The organism is Dryocola boscaweniae (assembly GCF_025215095.1).
Taxonomy (GTDB): domain Bacteria; phylum Pseudomonadota; class Gammaproteobacteria; order Enterobacterales; family Enterobacteriaceae; genus Dryocola; species Dryocola boscaweniae.
Genome location: NZ_JALHAP010000082.1, coordinates 633,197 through 648,610 on the forward strand (window position 1 = coordinate 633,197; position 15,414 = coordinate 648,610).

Consider the following 15,414-nt stretch of genomic DNA (forward strand, 5'->3'; position numbering starts at 1 on the left):
ATGCCATGAATATATTCGATCACTATCGCCAGCGCTATGAAGCTGCCAAGGACGAAGAGTTCACACTGCAGGAATTTCTTGCCATCTGTAAGCAAGATCGCAGTGCCTATGCCAATGCGGCAGAACGGCTATTGATGGCCATTGGTGAGCCAGTGATGGTGGATACTGCTACAGAGCCACGGCTGTCCCGTCTCTTTTCGAACCGGGTGATTTCCCGTTATCCGGCGTTTGAAGAGTTTTATGGTATGGAAGAAGCCATTGAGCAAATTGTTTCCTACCTGAAACATGCGGCTCAAGGCCTTGAAGAGAAGAAGCAAATTCTGTATTTGCTGGGGCCAGTCGGCGGCGGTAAATCCTCGCTGGCAGAGCGTCTGAAAGCGCTGATGCAACGCGTGCCGATTTATACCCTGAGCGCCAACGGCGAACGCAGCCCGGTAAACGATCATCCGCTGTGCCTGTTCAATCCTCAGGAAGACGCCTCAATTCTTGAAAAAGAGTACGGCGTTCCTAACCGTTATCTCGGTACGATTATGTCGCCGTGGGCGGCAAAACGTCTGCATGAGTTTGGCGGCGATATCACTAAATTCCGCGTGGTAAAAGTCTGGCCATCGATTCTGGCGCAGATTGCCATCGCCAAAACCGAACCGGGCGATGAGAACAACCAGGATATATCAGCGCTGGTCGGTAAAGTGGATATCCGCAAACTGGAAAACCACGCGCAAAACGATCCTGATGCCTATGGCTATTCCGGCGCGCTGTGCCGCGCAAACCAGGGCATCATGGAATTCGTTGAGATGTTTAAGGCGCCGATTAAAGTCCTCCACCCGTTGCTGACCGCAACCCAGGAAGGGAACTATAACGGCACAGAAGGCATCTCCGCCCTGCCGTTTAACGGCATAATTCTTGCGCACTCCAACGAATCTGAATGGGTGACCTTCCGTAATAACAAAAACAACGAGGCGTTCCTTGACCGTGTTTACATCGTCAAAGTGCCTTATTGCCTGCGGATTTCCGAAGAGATCAAAATCTACGAGAAGCTGCTTAATCACAGCGAGCTTTCTCACGCGCCTTGCGCACCGGGCACGCTGGAAACGCTTTCGCGCTTCTCGATCCTTTCGCGCCTGAAAGAGCCTGAAAACTCCAGCATTTATTCCAAAATGCGGGTGTACGATGGCGAGAGCCTGAAAGATACCGATCCGAAAGCGAAGTCGTATCAGGAATATCGCGACTACGCCGGGGTAGATGAAGGCATGAACGGCCTGTCGACGCGTTTTGCGTTCAAAATCCTCTCGCGGGTGTTCAACTTCGACCATGTCGAAGTGGCGGCAAACCCGGTACATCTGTTCTATGTGCTTGAGCAACAGATAGAACGCGAGCAGTTCCCGCAGGATCTGGCGGAGAAATATCTGGAACACCTGAAAGGCTACCTGATCCCGAAATACGCTGAATTTATCGGTAAAGAAATTCAGACGGCGTATCTCGAATCCTACTCAGAATACGGACAGAACATTTTCGACCGTTATGTCACCTATGCTGACTTCTGGATTCAGGATCAGGAATACCGCGACCCGGATACCGGCCAACTGTTTGACCGCGAATCCCTGAATGCGGAACTGGAAAAAATTGAAAAACCGGCAGGCATCAGCAACCCGAAAGATTTCCGTAATGAAATCGTCAACTTCGTACTGCGTGCCCGCGCTAACAATAACGGACGTAATCCTAACTGGACCAGCTACGAGAAGCTGCGCACGGTAATTGAGAAGAAAATGTTCTCGAATACCGAAGAGCTGCTGCCCGTTATCTCATTCAACGCCAAAACCTCGACCGACGAGCAGAAAAAACACGATGACTTTGTCGATCGCATGATGGAGAAAGGCTACACCCGCAAACAGGTTCGCCTGCTGTGCGAATGGTATCTGCGGGTGCGCAAATCTTCATAACGTCTGTACCCTGAAAAATTCGCGTTGTGGCCAGGCGGCAAGGAAGCTCATCGGTAGTTTAATCAGTAAGCGACTGGGATGAGTAAGCGCCGCCGACACCGCCACAGCCTGAAGTATGAGGGCATAAGTCACAAATGGGCGCCACAACCGTGCCGCCCTGCGCAGTTGGCAAAGAAGTTTGGGGGAACTATGGCCTATTTTATTGACAGGCGACTGAACGGCAAAAACAAGAGCGCGGTTAACCGCCAGCGCTTCTTGCGCCGTTATAAGGCTCAAATCAAACAGTCGATTTCCGAGGCCATCAACAAGCGTTCGGTAACCGATGTAGATAGCGGTGAGTCCGTCTCCATCCCAAGTGAAGATATCAGCGAACCGATGTTTCATCAGGGCCGCGGCGGCCTGCGCCATCGCGTGCATCCCGGAAACGATCATTTTGTGCAGAACGACCGCATCGAGCGCCCGCAGGGCGGCGGCGGTGGTTCTGGTGGCGGGCAAGGTCAGGCAAGCCCGGACGGTGAAGGTCAGGACGAATTCGTCTTCCAGATCTCCAAAGATGAATATCTCGATCTGCTGTTTGAAGACCTTGCGCTGCCGAATCTGAAGAAAAATCAGCAGCGGCAGCTCAACGAGTTTAAAACTCACCGCGCGGGTTATACCTCTAACGGCGTGCCTGCGAACATTGCCGTGGTGCGCTCGCTGCAAAACTCTCTGGCGCGACGTACGGCGATGACTGCCGGGAAACGCCGTCAGTTGCATGAGCTGGAAGACAGCCTTGAAACCGTCAGCAAAAGCGAACCTGCGCAACTGCTGGAGGAGGAACGTCTGCGCAAAGAGATAGCGGAGCTGCGCGAGAAAATCGCCCGCGTGCCGTTTATCGATACGTTCGATTTGCGCTACAAAAACTATGAAAAACGTGCCGAGCCTTCAAGCCAGGCCGTAATGTTCTGTCTGATGGATGTGTCCGGCTCTATGGACCAGGCCACCAAAGACATGGCGAAGCGTTTTTACATTCTGCTTTACCTCTTCCTGAGCAGAACCTATAAAAACGTGGAGGTCGTTTACATCCGCCATCACACCCAGGCGAAAGAAGTCGACGAGCATGAATTCTTCTATTCGCAGGAAACCGGCGGCACTATTGTGTCGAGCGCGTTGAAGCTGATGGACGAAGTCGTGAAAGAAAGGTACGACCCAACACAGTGGAACATCTACGCCGCACAGGCCTCGGACGGCGATAACTGGGCCGATGACTCGCCGCTGTGCCATGAGCTGCTGGCGAAAAAACTGCTGCCGGTGGTGCGTTATTACAGCTACATCGAAATTACCCGCCGCGCGCATCAAACGCTTTGGCGTGAATACGAAAACCTGCAGGCAACATTTGATAACTTCGCCATGCAACACATCCGCGATCAGGACGATATTTATCCTGTCTTCCGGGAGCTTTTCCATAAGCAAACCAGTGACTCTTACAATTAAATATTGAAAAACCCACCGAACGGTGGGTTTTTTATTTATTATTTCGGCACCCTCAGCACCTGTCCGGGATAGATTTTATCCGGGCTTTTGAGCATCGGCTTGTTGGCCTCGAAGATCTTGTTGTACTGGTTTGCATCGCCGTAAACCTGCTTAGAGATAGCGCTCAGGGTGTCGCCTGACTTCACGGTGTAATACTGGCTTTCTTCCGCCGCCTCTTTCACCTTCACGTTATCTTCAACGTCGGCAATACCCTCAACGTTACCCACGGCGATCAGGATTTTCTCTTTTGCTTCCTGACTTAGTCCTTCCCCGGTCACGACTGCTTTACCGTCTGCAACTTTCACATCGACTTTATCCGCATCCGGTATGCCGGTTTTCTTCAGGTGCTCTTTAAGGAGCTCATTTTGATCGGCTGCGTGCGCCGTGCCGGTAACCGCATGCAGTATTTTCTCGCCTGCTTCTTTAACAAAGCTGATCAAACCCATAGGTCCTCCTGCTGATAATTAATTACAGAGTAAAGAAAGCTAACAACAATCAAGTTTAGCAGAGGAATTGCCTGCCTGAATGCGTTCCGCCTCACCGGCGTTTTTGCAGGGGGCAAACTTTAGTGATAAACACAGGCAGGCGAATTTTCTAAAAAAGGTGTGATATGAGCGCGGAAGTAAACAAAGTTGAAAATGTTCATCATTAGCTTGTCGAGCTGTTATATCGTGGACAGGCTGTTGTCACCAGCGTCCGTCGAGGAATAACACCAGCACAACGAGCGCTGAGACAATCACCAGAAAGGTTCCGGTGATAGCTATCACTTCGTAAAACGTTGGATCGTCCATCTCACTCTCAGGTTATCGAGCGCAAATTTGCGGGCCTCAGCGCGTGATATTTATAAATACCAGCTTTATATTGCAGCATGATGATATCGGCTGTTTATCCAACAACTTTAAATTTGTATGCCACCCAACGCGGCGCTTTGGGCCGCCCGCATATAAAAAATCGGAAACGCTATGATCTTTGACTCAACGTTGCTTGTTCTGCTGGCGCTCGCCGGCCTGGGTTTTGTCAGCCATAACACCACCGTCGCGGTGTCGATACTGGTGCTTATCATTGTGCGGGTGACTCCGCTCAGCCAGTTCTTCCCGTGGATTGAAAAGCAAGGGCTGACGGTAGGCATCATTATCCTGACCATTGGCGTGATGGCCCCGATTGCCAGCGGCACCCTGCCCGCCAGCTCTCTGCTGCACTCCTTTACCAACTGGAAATCGCTGGTAGCGATTGCCGTGGGCGTTTTCGTCTCCTGGCTCGGCGGCCGTGGCGTAACGCTAATGAGCAGCCAGCCAGGCCTTGTGGCCGGTTTGCTGGTCGGCACCGTGCTCGGCGTGGCCCTGTTCCGCGGGGTGCCGGTAGGCCCGCTGATTGCCGCCGGGCTGGTGTCGCTGGTTATTGGTAAGCAGTAGCGCTACGTCCACGTCCGCGTGGCCTGCGCGTCACCAGCCAGCCCAGGCTGCTGCACAGCAGGTAATAAACCAGCCCGGTAAAGATAAAGATTGCCGTCGGATAAACCTGTACCCGGCTGTTCACCTGTCCTGCCACCGTGGTCAGTTCCGGTACGTTGACGATAAACGCCAGCGATGTGTCCTTAAGCAGCGCGATAAACAGCCCCACGTAGGAAGGCAACACGTTGCGCATCGCCTGCGGCAGCAGCACCAGGCGCAGCATTTGCCATGTGCTAAAACCCCCTGCCATGGCCGCCTCTCGTTGCCCGCCCGGCAACGCCTGTAAACCAGCATAGGTCGTGTGCAACACCGCAGCCGAAGTAAACCAGGCTAAAGCAAAGGTTACGGTCACAGCGCCTGGTAAATCGCGGCCGGTAATAATGGGCAGCAAAAAATAGAGCCAGAAAATAACGAAAATCAGCGGAATGCCGCGAATAAGCTCGGCCCAGATAAACAGCAGCCTGCGGACCGTTCCGCCATATCGCCAGGCGATGCCCGCCAGCAATACACCGCCCGCCAGCGCAAGCACCGCAGCCCCGGCCGCCATCAGCAGCGTAAGCAAAACGCCGCCCGGCTCGCCCTGCGCCATACGTCCCCAGAGCAGATAATCGAGGTTATCGGTGATCACCGTAACGTTATTTATCATGCTGCATCTCCGTTAGTGCGGCTTTTGCCGCCTTTCGCGTACGCTTTGACGGGCGTGGTCCAAACCAGGTAAACAGTGCGCCCATAATCAATCCCAGCAGTAAATAAAGCGCCGTGCCCACGGCAAAAGCTTCCAGCGCATGCGCATTGTAGCTTTCGATTTGTCTGACCTGACAGGTAAGCTCCGCAAGACCGATGCCGGTCGCAAGCGAGGAAAGCTTCATCAGATTGAGATACTGCCCCACCACCGGCTGCCAGGCGTTCACCAGCCCCTGCGGCAACATGATCCAGCGAAATATCGCCCATGCCGAAAAGCCCTGAGAAAGCGCCGCTTCCACCTGGCCTTCTGGCACCGCCTGCAACCCGCTGCGAATCTCTTCGAGCAAAAACGCCGAGGTAAACAGCCCCAGCCCCCAGGCCGCAGATAAAAACTCCGGCGTCAGCCACCAGACGTTACCGGGCAAAATCGACCAACTGTGTTCATCGTTGATAAACCAGCGCAGCGCCTGCGGCAGGAAATTCCAGGCGGCGAAATACCAGAACAGCAGTTGCACCAGCAGCGGAGTATTACGGAAAAGCGAGACCCAGACGGCGACCACTCCGCGCCCGACGCGCCCTCCAGCCAGTCTTAACCCAAGCAGCAAAAGCGTTAGCGCCGTCGCCAGCATCATGCCGGCAATTGTCACCCAAACGGTGGTCAGAAACCCGGAAATAAGCCACTGCAGCGGCTGGCCGTACAAAACCCCGGCCCAGTCGGTATGCCAGTTCATTGTTCGTCCTTAAGCCCGGCGTGCAGCGGGTCGAGCACTTTTTGCAGAAAGCGCCGCGCCCGGGGATGCTGCGGCGAACGGAAGAACTGCGCCGGGGCCGCCTGCTCCAGAATGTCCCCGCCGTCGATGAACACCACCCGGTCGGCAATTTCCCGGGCGAACTGCATCTCGTGCGTCACGACTATCATCGTAATGCCGCTGTGGGCAAGAGATTTCATGACCGTCAGCACTTCGCCAATCATTTCGGGGTCGAGCGCGGATGTTGGCTCGTCGAATAAAATTATCTGCGGCGAAGAGGCCAGCGCTCTGGCGATAGCCACGCGCTGCTGCTGCCCGCCGGAAAGCTGCGCCGGAAAATGCTGTGCTTTTTCGCCAAGCCCCACACGCGCAAGCAAAGCTGCCGCCTGCTGTTTAGCCTCATCAGGTTTCCAGCCGTGAACATGCGTCAGCGAAAGCGTGATGTTCTGTTCGGCGGTCAGGTGCGCATACAGGTTGAACTGCTGGAACACAAAGCCGATGCGGCTGCGCAAGGCGCGTAACGCTTTCCCCTGCAAATTCCGTGTAGGTTTGCCGTCAATAAGAATGTCGCCCGCGCTTAAGGGTTCAAGCTGGTTAATCAGGCGGATTAAGGTGGATTTGCCGGAGCCTGACGGCCCGCAGATAGCCACCACTTCCCCCGCGTTGACCTTCAGATCGACCGATTTCAGCACCTGGTTATCGCCGTAATTTTTACCGGCCTGACGAAACTCAACGCTGGCATCCCGTAAATGTGCAAAATCCGCAGCCTGGGCTGCGGATCGTTTTAATAAGCCGCTGACCATATTACTGAGCTTCTATCTTAAAGCCGCGCGGCTGTGGCGTTTTGCTGCCCGGACCAAACCAGCTAGCGTAGATTTTGGCCGCTTCGCCGCTTTGCTCAAGCTTCACCAGTTCGCCGTTTACCGCTTGCAGCAGCGTCGTTTCACCCTTTTTCACGCCGACGCCGATTTCTTCTTTGCTCAGCAAATCCGGCAGGATTTTGAATTTCGCTTTATCAGGCGCTTCGGCCAGCAACCCAGCCAGAATGGTGCTGTCCTGGGTGATGGCCTGAACGTTGCCGTTACGCAGCGCGGTTAACGCCAGCGGAATATCATCATAGGAAAGCACGCGCACGGACGGGAAGCGTTGATGCAGCGCCTGTTCACCCGTGGTGCCTTTCACCGCGCCTATGCGCCCATGCCCGTAATCCTCAAGTTTGTCCGGCGAGGCGGCGGACACAAGAAACTGCTGGCCGGTTACAAAGTAAGGCGTGGAGAAATCCACTACCTGCGCACGCTCCGGCGTAATAGTGATATCCGCCACGATCAAATCCACTTTTCCGGACTGTAAAAGCGGGATGCGGTTGGCAGGATTGGTAGCAACCAGCACAAGCTTAACGCCAAGCGATATTGCCAGCGCTTTCGCAAAATCAACGTCATAACCGACGATATCGTGTGTTTTAGCGTCTACAGAGCCAAAAGGCGGATTAGCGTCAAAAGTTGCCACTCTTACGACGCCCGCTTTCTGAATATCCGCAAGCTGGTCGGCCTGAGCCGCCGCTGCGCCCAAACCGGCAAGCGCCAGAAGAAGTAACGAAGCGATCTTATTTTTATGGGATGTCATTGCCTGTGCCATAGATTTTCCTTGTTATCCCCGCTTGTTAGCAGGCTCGGGCTTTACGCTCCCACAACCCGGGTTTCGCTTCCAATGCTTAAAAATCCTTTTCTTATGCGCAAAAAATCTTAGTTAGCGCGCTGTTAAAAGTTTTACTTATGGATATTGAAATAATTTCCATAACAAACTGTTTTTAAAAACAAAAAATGGAGAATTTTGGCAATAAAGTGTGATGCGTCCTTTGTTTTTAACATTGCGGCAAAAAGTTTCTTTTCGCCGGGGCCGATAACTTTGCCAGTTAACAGGAGAATAAAAATGAAATCACTGACCCACAATTTATTGTTGTTGATCTGCTGTTCGGTTCTGATGTCAGCGCTGGTTACCGCGATTTCGCTTTATGGCAGCCACCAAAGCGCGCAAAAAACGGCGAGCGGCATGCTGGCGAAGGATTTGGTGGCGGATATTCATCCTGCGCCGGTCTATCTTATCGAGATGCGCCTGGTGCTTTCCCGCGTGGTTGAAGGCACCCTGACCGTCGATCAGGCCGACGGCGAAATTAAGCGACTGAGCAAAATCTGGCATCAGCGAATCGATTACTGGAAAAGCGTTTTGCCTGTTGAGCTGCAGGAGAAATTGCTCGGCGCGCAGTACACGGCAGGCCTGGCGATGATCAAAGATGCGAACGAGCTGATTGAACTCATTCGCAGCGGGGCGCCAACGCCGCTGTTCGAGCGGCTCAAAGCGGCGGATAAAGATTTCTTCGCCCATGAGAAAGGGATTACTGCTTTTGTGCAGGATTCGTCGAACTACGCTCAAAACGCCGTCGAAGACGCACAGAACAGTTCCAGCAACACGGCAAAATGGCAGTTGATTGGTTCAGGCGCCGCGGTGTTATTGCTGCTGCTTATCGGGTACTGGGTGCATCGCAATATTTTCAGATCGCTTGGCGCCGAGCCTGCGCAGGTGGCGGACATCGCCAATGCCGTCGCTAACGGCGATCTGACCCGCCACGTTCCCGTTCGGGATGGCGATACGCAAAGCGTAATGGCCGCCATGAAAACCATGTGCGAAGAGCTGGTGATGATCATTAACATCGTCCATGAAAGCAGCAACCATATCACCAACAGCTCCGGTGAAATTGCCAGCGGCAATATGGACCTCGCCTCCCGTACCGAGGAGCAGGCAAGCGCCCTGGAGCAAACCGCGTCTTCAATGGAGCAGATGACGGCCACGGTGAAACAGAACGCCGAGAATGCGCAAACCGCCAGCCAGCTTGCGGCAACCGCTTCGCGTAGCGCCGAACAAGGCGGCGCAGTCGTGGCTCGCGTGGTGCAGACCATGGACGAGATCTCCGCTTCCGCCAGTAAAATCACCGATATCATCAGCGTAATTGACGGTATCGCTTTCCAGACGAATATTCTGGCGCTTAACGCCGCCGTGGAAGCGGCCCGTGCGGGCGATCAGGGGCGTGGCTTTGCGGTAGTCGCCGGAGAAGTTCGCAGCCTGGCAAGCCGGAGCGCAGGGGCGGCAAAAGAGATAAAAGTGCTGATTGAAAACTCCGTTTCGCAGGTCACGCACGGCAGCGAACTGGTGAACGAAGCGGGCAAAACTATCAATACCGCCGTGGCGGATGTAAAACGCGTGGCGTCGCTGATGGCTGAAATCACCCATGCCAGCGAAGAGCAAAGCAGCGGCATTGCGCAGGTGAGCACCGCCATCAGTCAAATGGACGCCACCACGCAGCAGAACGCGGCGATGGTAAATCAGGCTGCAGCGGCGGCGGAATCATTGCTCGACCAGACCCGCGGGCTGCGCGAAGTCGTTTCGCAGTTCCGTTTGAGCAACGCGGTTTAAGGAGTAAGCGACGCCAGGTAACGCCCAGGCGTCGTCCCCAGAGATTTCCTGAACATGGTAATAAACGCGTTGGTGGACTCATACCCCAGCGCGTCCGCCACCTTCTGCACCGCTTCGCCGTCTATTAATAATTGCAGGGCAATAATTAGCTGTAGCTGCTGCCGCCAGCGGCGGAAGTTAAGCCCCGTCTCCTTCACCACCAACCGCGCCAGGTTACGTTCGCTCATCGCCAACAGGGAAGCCCACTGAGCCAGCGTTCGCCGCTCTCGCGGATCTTGCGCCAGTTGCTCGGCAATCAAACGGATTTTAGGATGGCGGGACATCGGCAAACGCAGTTGCTCAACCGGCTGATGCGGCAGTTCGTCGAACAGAACCTGAACCAGCCTCTTGCGCGCGGGCGTGCCATCTTCGTCGTGGGGATGTTCGGCCAGGCGCAGAATCAATTCCCGCACCAGCGGAGAAATTTTTAGCGTGCAGCACTGCTCCGGCATCGCCACCGCACCGGGTTCGATAAATAAAAAGCAGATCCGCGCGTTGGTCGTGGCGCGGTTGCTATGCGGCATTGAGCCGGGGATCCAGACCGCATATTGCGTCGGCACCATCCACATCGCCTGCTCTACTTCGCAGGTTATCCCGCCGTGCAGGGCAACGATTAGCTGGCCTTTACGGTGCTGATGAAACGGAATTTCCTTTACGCTTTCCGCCACGCGTATGCGAAAAGCCAGAGCCTGCTGCAGGCTGCTGTCCGGGTCAAATCCTTCTAAGGCTAAACCGCGTTCCATTACTCTGTCCGAATTTAGGGATAAACTGTCATTTTACGTTGATTTGCTCACCGGCAGAAGCGTGTATCTTTAGGCCTCAATTTTAAGGGACACGAAACATGACGATTTCCTCTTCAGCGAGCGTAAAAAAGCACGGCCTGTTACTGCTCGGTATTCTGATGATTGCCACGACGCTGCGCGTCACTTTTACCGGCGCGGCCCCGCTGCTGGATATGGTGCGCGATACCTTCGGCTTAACCACGGCTCAGACCGGCGTGCTGACCACCTTGCCCCTTCTCGCCTTTGCAATTGTTTCGCCCATGGCGGCGGGTATCGCCCGGCGCTTCGGCACCGAGCGCAGTTTATTTGGCGCAATGCTTGTCATCTGCGCGGGGATCGCGCTTCGCTCGGCGGGCAGCGCTTCGCTGTTGTATATCGGCACCGCAATTATTGGCTGCGGTATCGCGATGGGCAACGTGCTGCTGCCGGGCCTTATCAAACGTGATTTCCCCGGCCAGGTTGCGCGCCTGACCGGTGCCTATTCGCTGACTATGGGCATTGCCGCCGCTATCGGTTCGGTTATGGTCGTACCTATCGCGCTGCACGGCTACGGCTGGCAGGGCGCGCTAATGGCGCTGATGATATTCCCTGTCGTCGCGCTGATGCTGTGGCTACCGCAGTTAGCGAACCATACCCCTGCGAATCTGAGCAACAGCGGCGCGCTGCACAGCCGGGGGATCTGGTCCTCGCCGCTCGCCTGGCAGGTTACGATGTATCTGGGCATTAATTCGCTGATTTATTATGTCGTCATCGGCTGGCTGCCCTCGATTTTGATAAGCCATGGCTACAGCGAAGCGCAGGCAGGTTCCCTGCACGGCTTGCTACAGTTGGCGACCGCCATTCCCGGCCTGGTTATTGGCCTGATGTTAAGCCGCCTGAAAGATCAGCGCGGCATCGCCGTATTAATGGCGATGTTATGGTGCCTGAGCACGATCGGCCTGTGGCTGCTGCCTGATTTCGCAAGCGTCTGGGTTTGTATTGGCGGATTCGGTTCAGGCGCGGCGATGATTCTGGGCCTGTCGTTTATCGGCCTGCGCACCGGTTCTGCGCATCAGGCGGCCGCCCTTTCCGGTATGGCCCAGTGCGTGGGCTATTTACTGGCGGCATTCGGCCCGCCGGTAATGGGAAAAATTCATGATGTTTCAGGCGACTGGAGCTTGCCTCTGCTGGGATGCGCGTTACTCTCTATAACCATGGCGGTATTTGGCGCCTGGGCTGGCCGCAACGCTGAAATTGGCTCCGCGGCTGACGCAAAGGCCTGATTGCCCTAAGCGGAACCTCATCATGGAGAGCGACAATGCAAAAAGAAGCTAAACCATCAGCACCGCAGAATATTTTTGACGACCCGATTTTTTTTGAGAATTATCGGCAGCTACGTGAGAACGATTCTGGCCTGAATGGCTTACTGGAACTGCCTGCGCTCTATTCTCTGCTGCCTGAACTGGGCGGCCTGTCGATTCTGGATCTCGGCTGCGGTTTCGGGGATTTTGCCCGCTACGCCCGCCGCCACGGCGCTGCTCATATTTATGGCGTGGATGTTTCGGAGAAAATGCTGGCTCAGGCCAGGGCCGATACCAATGATGAAAACATTGTTTATCAGCACCTCGCCATCGAACATTTTCAGGTTCAGGAGCAGCGGTTCGATCTGGCTGTCTCTTCGCTGGCGCTGCATTACATCGAAGATTTCAGCGCGCTGTGTAAAAAAGTTTTCGCATCATTAAAGCCCGGCGGCCAGTTTATATTTTCCGTCGAGCATCCGATGTGTACGGCATTTCAGGTTGGCTGGGTGCCGTATGACAAGGGCGATGTTTGGCCCGTGGACCATTATCAGGAACAAACGCTGCGGCATACCACCTGGTTTGTGGATGACGTGCAAAAATATCATCGTACGGTTGAGACTTATGTGAATACGCTGCTGGATAGCGGATTTGCAGTGACTCGTTTGCTGGAGCCAAAACCGCGTGACGAGGCCGTTGCTCTGCGACCGGACCTCGCGAATCAATGTCGCCGCCCGCCTTTCCTGCTGCTGCGAGCGGCTAAGCTCTGATTTACCGGCGGGTAACGTCACGCTTACCCGCCTTCTCACACTCCCTTAGCGTTGTGCCGCACGAAGCAGAGCCTCAACCAACGGCGCCGGTCGGCCTTTTAACGCGTTGCGTTCATGCTGGAACAGCGTGCCCACAAAGAAAGGATGATCGGTCAGCTCTACCGCGCGGATTTCTCCCTGGTTATCCCATCCCGTCGCTTTCAGCGGCTGGCGCTCAAGCTCTGCGGTAAACAGATCGGCAATGCCATAATTGCAGTGATAACCTTCCTCAATGTTTGTCGCGCCGTAAGCGCGGGCAATTTTTGAATCTTCCGCAAGTTTAATGGTGTCGGATTTTTCCACCAGCGAGCAGCTTAACGGCGCAATCACCAGCCGCCCTTCGCTGTCCGTTTCTGCATGTCCCGCGTCGTTCCAGCCCATAACATTGCGGGCATATTCAACGACTGAATACTGAAATCCTCCGCAGGTGCCGAGGAAGGGAACGCCGTTTTCACGCGCATAGCGTATCGCCAGAAACGCGCCGTCGTCGTTTTGATAGGGGCTTGCGGGAACGCACCAGATTGCGTCGTAACCGACTAAATCTTCCGGGCTGACAACTTCCGGAGTCGGCAGCCAGTCATAATCCGCGGTCACGCCGACTACAGCCGCCGCGTTATCTAAAGCCCGTGGAATGGCCTGATGCGCAATGACCGCCGGGTTAAAATCACCGACTAGCGCAATTCGAAGAGTGGATTTGAGGATGGAGGCTGGCATTTCTTTGATTATCCTTATGTTTACTTGCAGGGAACAACATAAGGAATCATAGAATAGTCACTTTAGGTTTGTCTGACAACGCCGAATATTGGCAGGGTAGAAACCGACAGCCGCCTTGTAGTACCGTAGTTTCCCAACTCGCAAAACCCTTACGCTATGAAAGCAAAAATTCTGGTCAGCGCCTGTTTGATGGGATTTAAAGTCCGCTATAACGGCAGCGATAAGCCACTGATTGCCGCAGCGCTTGACCGCTGGCAGCAAGAGCAACGGCTGGTCATCCACTGTCCGGAGCTTGCCGCAGGCCTGACTACCCCACGCTTACCTGCGGAGCTCGTCGGCGGCGACGGCGCCGACGCACTAACCGGCGCAGCACGCATTCAGGAAAGCGACGGCCGCGATGTTACCCAGCCTTATCTGCTGGCCGCCTGGCTTGCGCTTAAAACCGCTCAGGAAAACGGCTGTCAGTTTGCCCTGATGACCGACGGCAGCCCGACCTGCGGCAGCCAAAAGGTTTACGATGGACATTTCCGGGGCGTAACCCTGCCAGGCGCCGGGGTGGCCGCAGCACTGCTGCGTCAGCATGGCATCGAGGTTTATGCCGGGCACCAGCTTCCGGCGCTGATAAGTCGTATAGAAGAGTTCGAAAAGGAGCCGCAATGATTCGCTGCAAACGCGTTTATGATGAGGCCGCGCAGGATGATGGCTACCGGGTACTGGTGGATCGCCTGTGGCCGCGCGGCGTGAAGAAAACGGATTTACGCTACGATGAGTGGGCGAAAACTCTGGCGCCGTCAACTGAACTGCGCAAAGCCTTTCACGGTGAGGCCATTGATTTTGTCGAATTCAGCAAATGCTATCGTGAGGAATTAAAAGAAGCAGGCGGCGCGGCGCAAGCGCTGGCAAAACGTGCACAGAAAGAAACCGTTACTTTGCTTTATGGCGCAAAAAATACTGAACAAAACCATGCGCTGGTGCTGGCTGATTTTTTACGCCGTCTTGAAAACTAACGAACGGCCTGCTTTTCGTCTACCTGCGAGACGGAAGGTTTATCAAGCGGCATAAGATGTTCGGCACGAACAAAGGCATACCCTTCCCGCCCGTCAAATGCCACCACATCCCCGGTAACCAGCCAAAGGGGATAACTGGCCTCCAGCGGTAATTGCGTGATGACGCCCGTTACCGGATTCACAAAACGCTCCCCCGGCAGACACAAACCAAACAGCTCAACGGCTTTACCAACATTGACCCGGCCTCTGGCAGTTCGCGAGCCGATAATCATCGCCAGGGTGCCCGGCTTTAACTGAAACATATCACTTCTCTTGTTGTTCACATGCGCGAAATATCAGAACATTCTTAGCTGTGTTTGTAAACAGTAGCGAATCAGAAAAACAAAAAACCCGCCGTTGGGCGGGTTCTGGCGTACGAGCGATAAATTAGTCCCGGGTTTGTACCCAAAACGCGTGAATCAAACCTGGGATGTAGCCTAACAGCGTCAGAATAATGTTCAGAATAAACGCCCAGCCAAACCCTTTACCGATAAGTACGCCAAGGGGTGGGAGCAAAATCGTAATAACTACGCGCCAAAAACCCATAAACTCTCCTGTTTAAAAATATCCAACTGCTTGTAATGCAAATCAATTTTCACATTAAGCGTAGCCTGGAGGTTGGGTTTTCGCAAAAATCCCTGACGAATTATCGCCGCCCGGGAATGCAAAAACCCGCCATAAGCGGGTTTTTTAGTTCGCTGAAAACAGCGAGCGTCTTAAGACTTACAGAGCAACTACGTTAGCTGCCGCTGGGCCTTTAGCGCCGTTCTCGATTGAGAACTCAACTTTCTGACCTTCGTCCAGAGTTTTGAAATCGTTGCTCTGGATTGCAGAGAAATGTACGAATACATCTTTGCTGCCGTTGTCAGGAGTGATGAAGCCGAAGCCTTTCTCAGCGTTGAACCATTTTACTAAACCAGTCATTTTATTAGACATAGATACT

18 protein-coding genes are annotated in these 15,414 nt (G+C 54.3%); 8 read left to right on the plus strand and 10 right to left on the minus strand.

What is annotated here, in order from left to right; translation table 11 throughout:
- The first annotated feature begins 5 nt into the window (after nt 1–5).
- A complete protein-coding gene (gene yeaG / locus MUA00_RS20385; RefSeq protein WP_271124809.1) occupies nt 6–1,940 on the plus strand; it encodes a protein kinase YeaG in 1,935 nt (644 codons plus the stop codon).
- 189 nt (nt 1,941–2,129) lie between these two features.
- Nucleotides 2,130–3,413, plus strand: a complete 1,284-nt coding sequence (locus tag MUA00_RS20390; protein WP_271124810.1) for a YeaH/YhbH family protein — start codon at nt 2,130–2,132, stop codon at nt 3,411–3,413.
- A 38-nt stretch (nt 3,414–3,451) separates the two neighbouring features.
- Here MUA00_RS20390 and lysM read toward each other — a convergent pair whose 3' ends face one another.
- Nucleotides 3,452–3,898: a peptidoglycan-binding protein LysM gene (lysM, locus tag MUA00_RS20395; RefSeq protein ID WP_271124811.1), complete on the minus strand. Its 447-nt coding sequence runs from the start codon at nt 3,896–3,898 to the stop codon at nt 3,452–3,454.
- Nucleotides 3,899–4,417: 519 nt separating this feature from the next.
- On the opposite strand from lysM, the gene MUA00_RS20400 reads away from it, so the two are divergent.
- Nucleotides 4,418–4,864 carry a DUF441 domain-containing protein gene (locus MUA00_RS20400; protein ID WP_271125023.1) on the plus strand — a complete coding sequence of 149 codons (447 nt, stop codon included), beginning with the start codon at nt 4,418–4,420 and terminating at the stop codon, nt 4,862–4,864.
- Here the strand turns inward: MUA00_RS20400 and MUA00_RS20405 are convergent.
- From MUA00_RS20405 to MUA00_RS20420, 4 genes are read right to left on the minus strand one after another with little or no spacing between them, the layout of a single operon-like run.
- The gene (locus MUA00_RS20405; protein ID WP_271124812.1) at nt 4,848–5,549 is read right to left on the minus strand and encodes an amino acid ABC transporter permease; all 702 of its coding nucleotides are present in this window, start codon (nt 5,547–5,549) and stop codon (nt 4,848–4,850) included. The genes MUA00_RS20400 and MUA00_RS20405 overlap by 17 nt on opposite strands.
- A complete protein-coding gene (locus tag MUA00_RS20410) occupies nt 5,539–6,318 on the minus strand; it encodes an amino acid ABC transporter permease (RefSeq protein WP_271124813.1) in 780 nt (259 codons plus the stop codon). Before MUA00_RS20410 ends, MUA00_RS20405 begins: the two co-directional genes overlap by 11 nt.
- On the minus strand, nt 6,315–7,139 hold the full coding sequence (locus MUA00_RS20415) for an amino acid ABC transporter ATP-binding protein (RefSeq protein ID WP_271124814.1): 825 nt from the start codon (nt 7,137–7,139) through the stop codon (nt 6,315–6,317). The genes MUA00_RS20410 and MUA00_RS20415 overlap by 4 nt, the downstream gene beginning before the upstream one ends.
- A 1-nt stretch (nt 7,140) precedes the next feature.
- Nucleotides 7,141–7,959 (minus strand): ABC transporter substrate-binding protein, encoded by an 819-nt coding sequence (locus MUA00_RS20420; protein WP_271125024.1) that lies wholly within the window; start codon nt 7,957–7,959, stop codon nt 7,141–7,143.
- A 306-nt stretch (nt 7,960–8,265) separates the two neighbouring features.
- On the opposite strand from MUA00_RS20420, the gene MUA00_RS20425 reads away from it, so the two are divergent.
- The gene (locus MUA00_RS20425; protein ID WP_271124815.1) at nt 8,266–9,804 is read left to right on the plus strand and encodes a methyl-accepting chemotaxis protein; all 1,539 of its coding nucleotides are present in this window, start codon (nt 8,266–8,268) and stop codon (nt 9,802–9,804) included.
- Here the strand turns inward: MUA00_RS20425 and MUA00_RS20430 are convergent.
- Nucleotides 9,801–10,586, minus strand: a complete 786-nt coding sequence (locus MUA00_RS20430) for an AraC family transcriptional regulator (protein ID WP_271124816.1) — start codon at nt 10,584–10,586, stop codon at nt 9,801–9,803. The genes MUA00_RS20425 and MUA00_RS20430 overlap by 4 nt on opposite strands.
- Nucleotides 10,587–10,684: 98 nt before the next feature.
- Between MUA00_RS20430 and MUA00_RS20435 the strand changes: the two genes are divergently transcribed.
- A complete protein-coding gene (locus MUA00_RS20435; RefSeq protein ID WP_271124817.1) occupies nt 10,685–11,887 on the plus strand; it encodes a CynX/NimT family MFS transporter in 1,203 nt (400 codons plus the stop codon).
- 35 nt (nt 11,888–11,922) lie between these two features.
- A complete protein-coding gene (locus tag MUA00_RS20440) occupies nt 11,923–12,672 on the plus strand; it encodes a class I SAM-dependent methyltransferase (RefSeq protein ID WP_271124818.1) in 750 nt (249 codons plus the stop codon).
- A 45-nt stretch (nt 12,673–12,717) separates the two neighbouring features.
- Here MUA00_RS20440 and MUA00_RS20445 read toward each other — a convergent pair whose 3' ends face one another.
- A complete protein-coding gene (locus MUA00_RS20445) occupies nt 12,718–13,425 on the minus strand; it encodes a CTP synthase C-terminal region-related (seleno)protein (RefSeq protein WP_271124819.1) in 708 nt (235 codons plus the stop codon).
- Nucleotides 13,426–13,581: 156 nt separating this feature from the next.
- On the opposite strand from MUA00_RS20445, the gene MUA00_RS20450 reads away from it, so the two are divergent.
- Both MUA00_RS20450 and MUA00_RS20455 read left to right on the plus strand, forming a co-directional pair.
- Nucleotides 13,582–14,085, plus strand: a complete 504-nt coding sequence (locus tag MUA00_RS20450) for a DUF523 domain-containing protein (protein WP_271124820.1) — start codon at nt 13,582–13,584, stop codon at nt 14,083–14,085.
- On the plus strand, nt 14,082–14,432 hold the full coding sequence (locus MUA00_RS20455) for a DUF488 domain-containing protein (protein ID WP_271124821.1): 351 nt from the start codon (nt 14,082–14,084) through the stop codon (nt 14,430–14,432). Before MUA00_RS20450 ends, MUA00_RS20455 begins: the two co-directional genes overlap by 4 nt.
- Here the strand turns inward: MUA00_RS20455 and MUA00_RS20460 are convergent.
- From MUA00_RS20460 to cspG, 3 genes are all read right to left on the minus strand, one after another.
- Nucleotides 14,429–14,734, minus strand: a complete 306-nt coding sequence (locus MUA00_RS20460; protein ID WP_271124822.1) for a hypothetical protein — start codon at nt 14,732–14,734, stop codon at nt 14,429–14,431. The two genes, MUA00_RS20455 and MUA00_RS20460, sit on opposite strands and share 4 nt — an antisense overlap.
- A gap of 124 nt (nt 14,735–14,858) precedes the next feature.
- The gene (locus tag MUA00_RS20465) at nt 14,859–15,017 is read right to left on the minus strand and encodes a YqaE/Pmp3 family membrane protein (protein WP_121267868.1); all 159 of its coding nucleotides are present in this window, start codon (nt 15,015–15,017) and stop codon (nt 14,859–14,861) included.
- 177 nt (nt 15,018–15,194) lie between these two features.
- A complete protein-coding gene (gene cspG, locus MUA00_RS20470; RefSeq protein WP_121267867.1) occupies nt 15,195–15,407 on the minus strand; it encodes a cold shock protein CspG in 213 nt (70 codons plus the stop codon).
- Nucleotides 15,408–15,414: the final 7 nt, after the last annotated feature.

Bases quoted from the DNA above. Each gene is read 5' to 3' on its own strand.
- yeaG (WP_271124809.1), top strand. From the start codon at position 6: ATGAATATATTCGATCACTATCGCCAGCGCTATGAAGCTGCCAAGGAC.
- MUA00_RS20390 (WP_271124810.1), top strand. From the start codon at position 2,130: ATGGCCTATTTTATTGACAGGCGACTGAACGGCAAAAACAAGAGCGCG.
- lysM (WP_271124811.1), bottom strand. From the start codon at position 3,898: ATGGGTTTGATCAGCTTTGTTAAAGAAGCAGGCGAGAAAATACTGCAT.
- MUA00_RS20405 (WP_271124812.1), bottom strand. From the start codon at position 5,549: ATGATAAATAACGTTACGGTGATCACCGATAACCTCGATTATCTGCTC.
- MUA00_RS20410 (WP_271124813.1), bottom strand. From the start codon at position 6,318: ATGAACTGGCATACCGACTGGGCCGGGGTTTTGTACGGCCAGCCGCTG.
- MUA00_RS20415 (WP_271124814.1), bottom strand. From the start codon at position 7,139: ATGGTCAGCGGCTTATTAAAACGATCCGCAGCCCAGGCTGCGGATTTT.
- MUA00_RS20420 (WP_271125024.1), bottom strand. From the start codon at position 7,959: ATGACATCCCATAAAAATAAGATCGCTTCGTTACTTCTTCTGGCGCTT.
- MUA00_RS20425 (WP_271124815.1), top strand. From the start codon at position 8,266: ATGAAATCACTGACCCACAATTTATTGTTGTTGATCTGCTGTTCGGTT.
- MUA00_RS20430 (WP_271124816.1), bottom strand. From the start codon at position 10,586: ATGGAACGCGGTTTAGCCTTAGAAGGATTTGACCCGGACAGCAGCCTG.
- MUA00_RS20435 (WP_271124817.1), top strand. From the start codon at position 10,685: ATGACGATTTCCTCTTCAGCGAGCGTAAAAAAGCACGGCCTGTTACTG.
- MUA00_RS20440 (WP_271124818.1), top strand. From the start codon at position 11,923: ATGCAAAAAGAAGCTAAACCATCAGCACCGCAGAATATTTTTGACGAC.
- MUA00_RS20445 (WP_271124819.1), bottom strand. From the start codon at position 13,425: ATGCCAGCCTCCATCCTCAAATCCACTCTTCGAATTGCGCTAGTCGGT.
- MUA00_RS20450 (WP_271124820.1), top strand. From the start codon at position 13,582: ATGAAAGCAAAAATTCTGGTCAGCGCCTGTTTGATGGGATTTAAAGTC.
- MUA00_RS20455 (WP_271124821.1), top strand. From the start codon at position 14,082: ATGATTCGCTGCAAACGCGTTTATGATGAGGCCGCGCAGGATGATGGC.
- MUA00_RS20460 (WP_271124822.1), bottom strand. From the start codon at position 14,734: ATGTTTCAGTTAAAGCCGGGCACCCTGGCGATGATTATCGGCTCGCGA.
- MUA00_RS20465 (WP_121267868.1), bottom strand. From the start codon at position 15,017: ATGGGTTTTTGGCGCGTAGTTATTACGATTTTGCTCCCACCCCTTGGC.
- cspG (WP_121267867.1), bottom strand. From the start codon at position 15,407: ATGTCTAATAAAATGACTGGTTTAGTAAAATGGTTCAACGCTGAGAAA.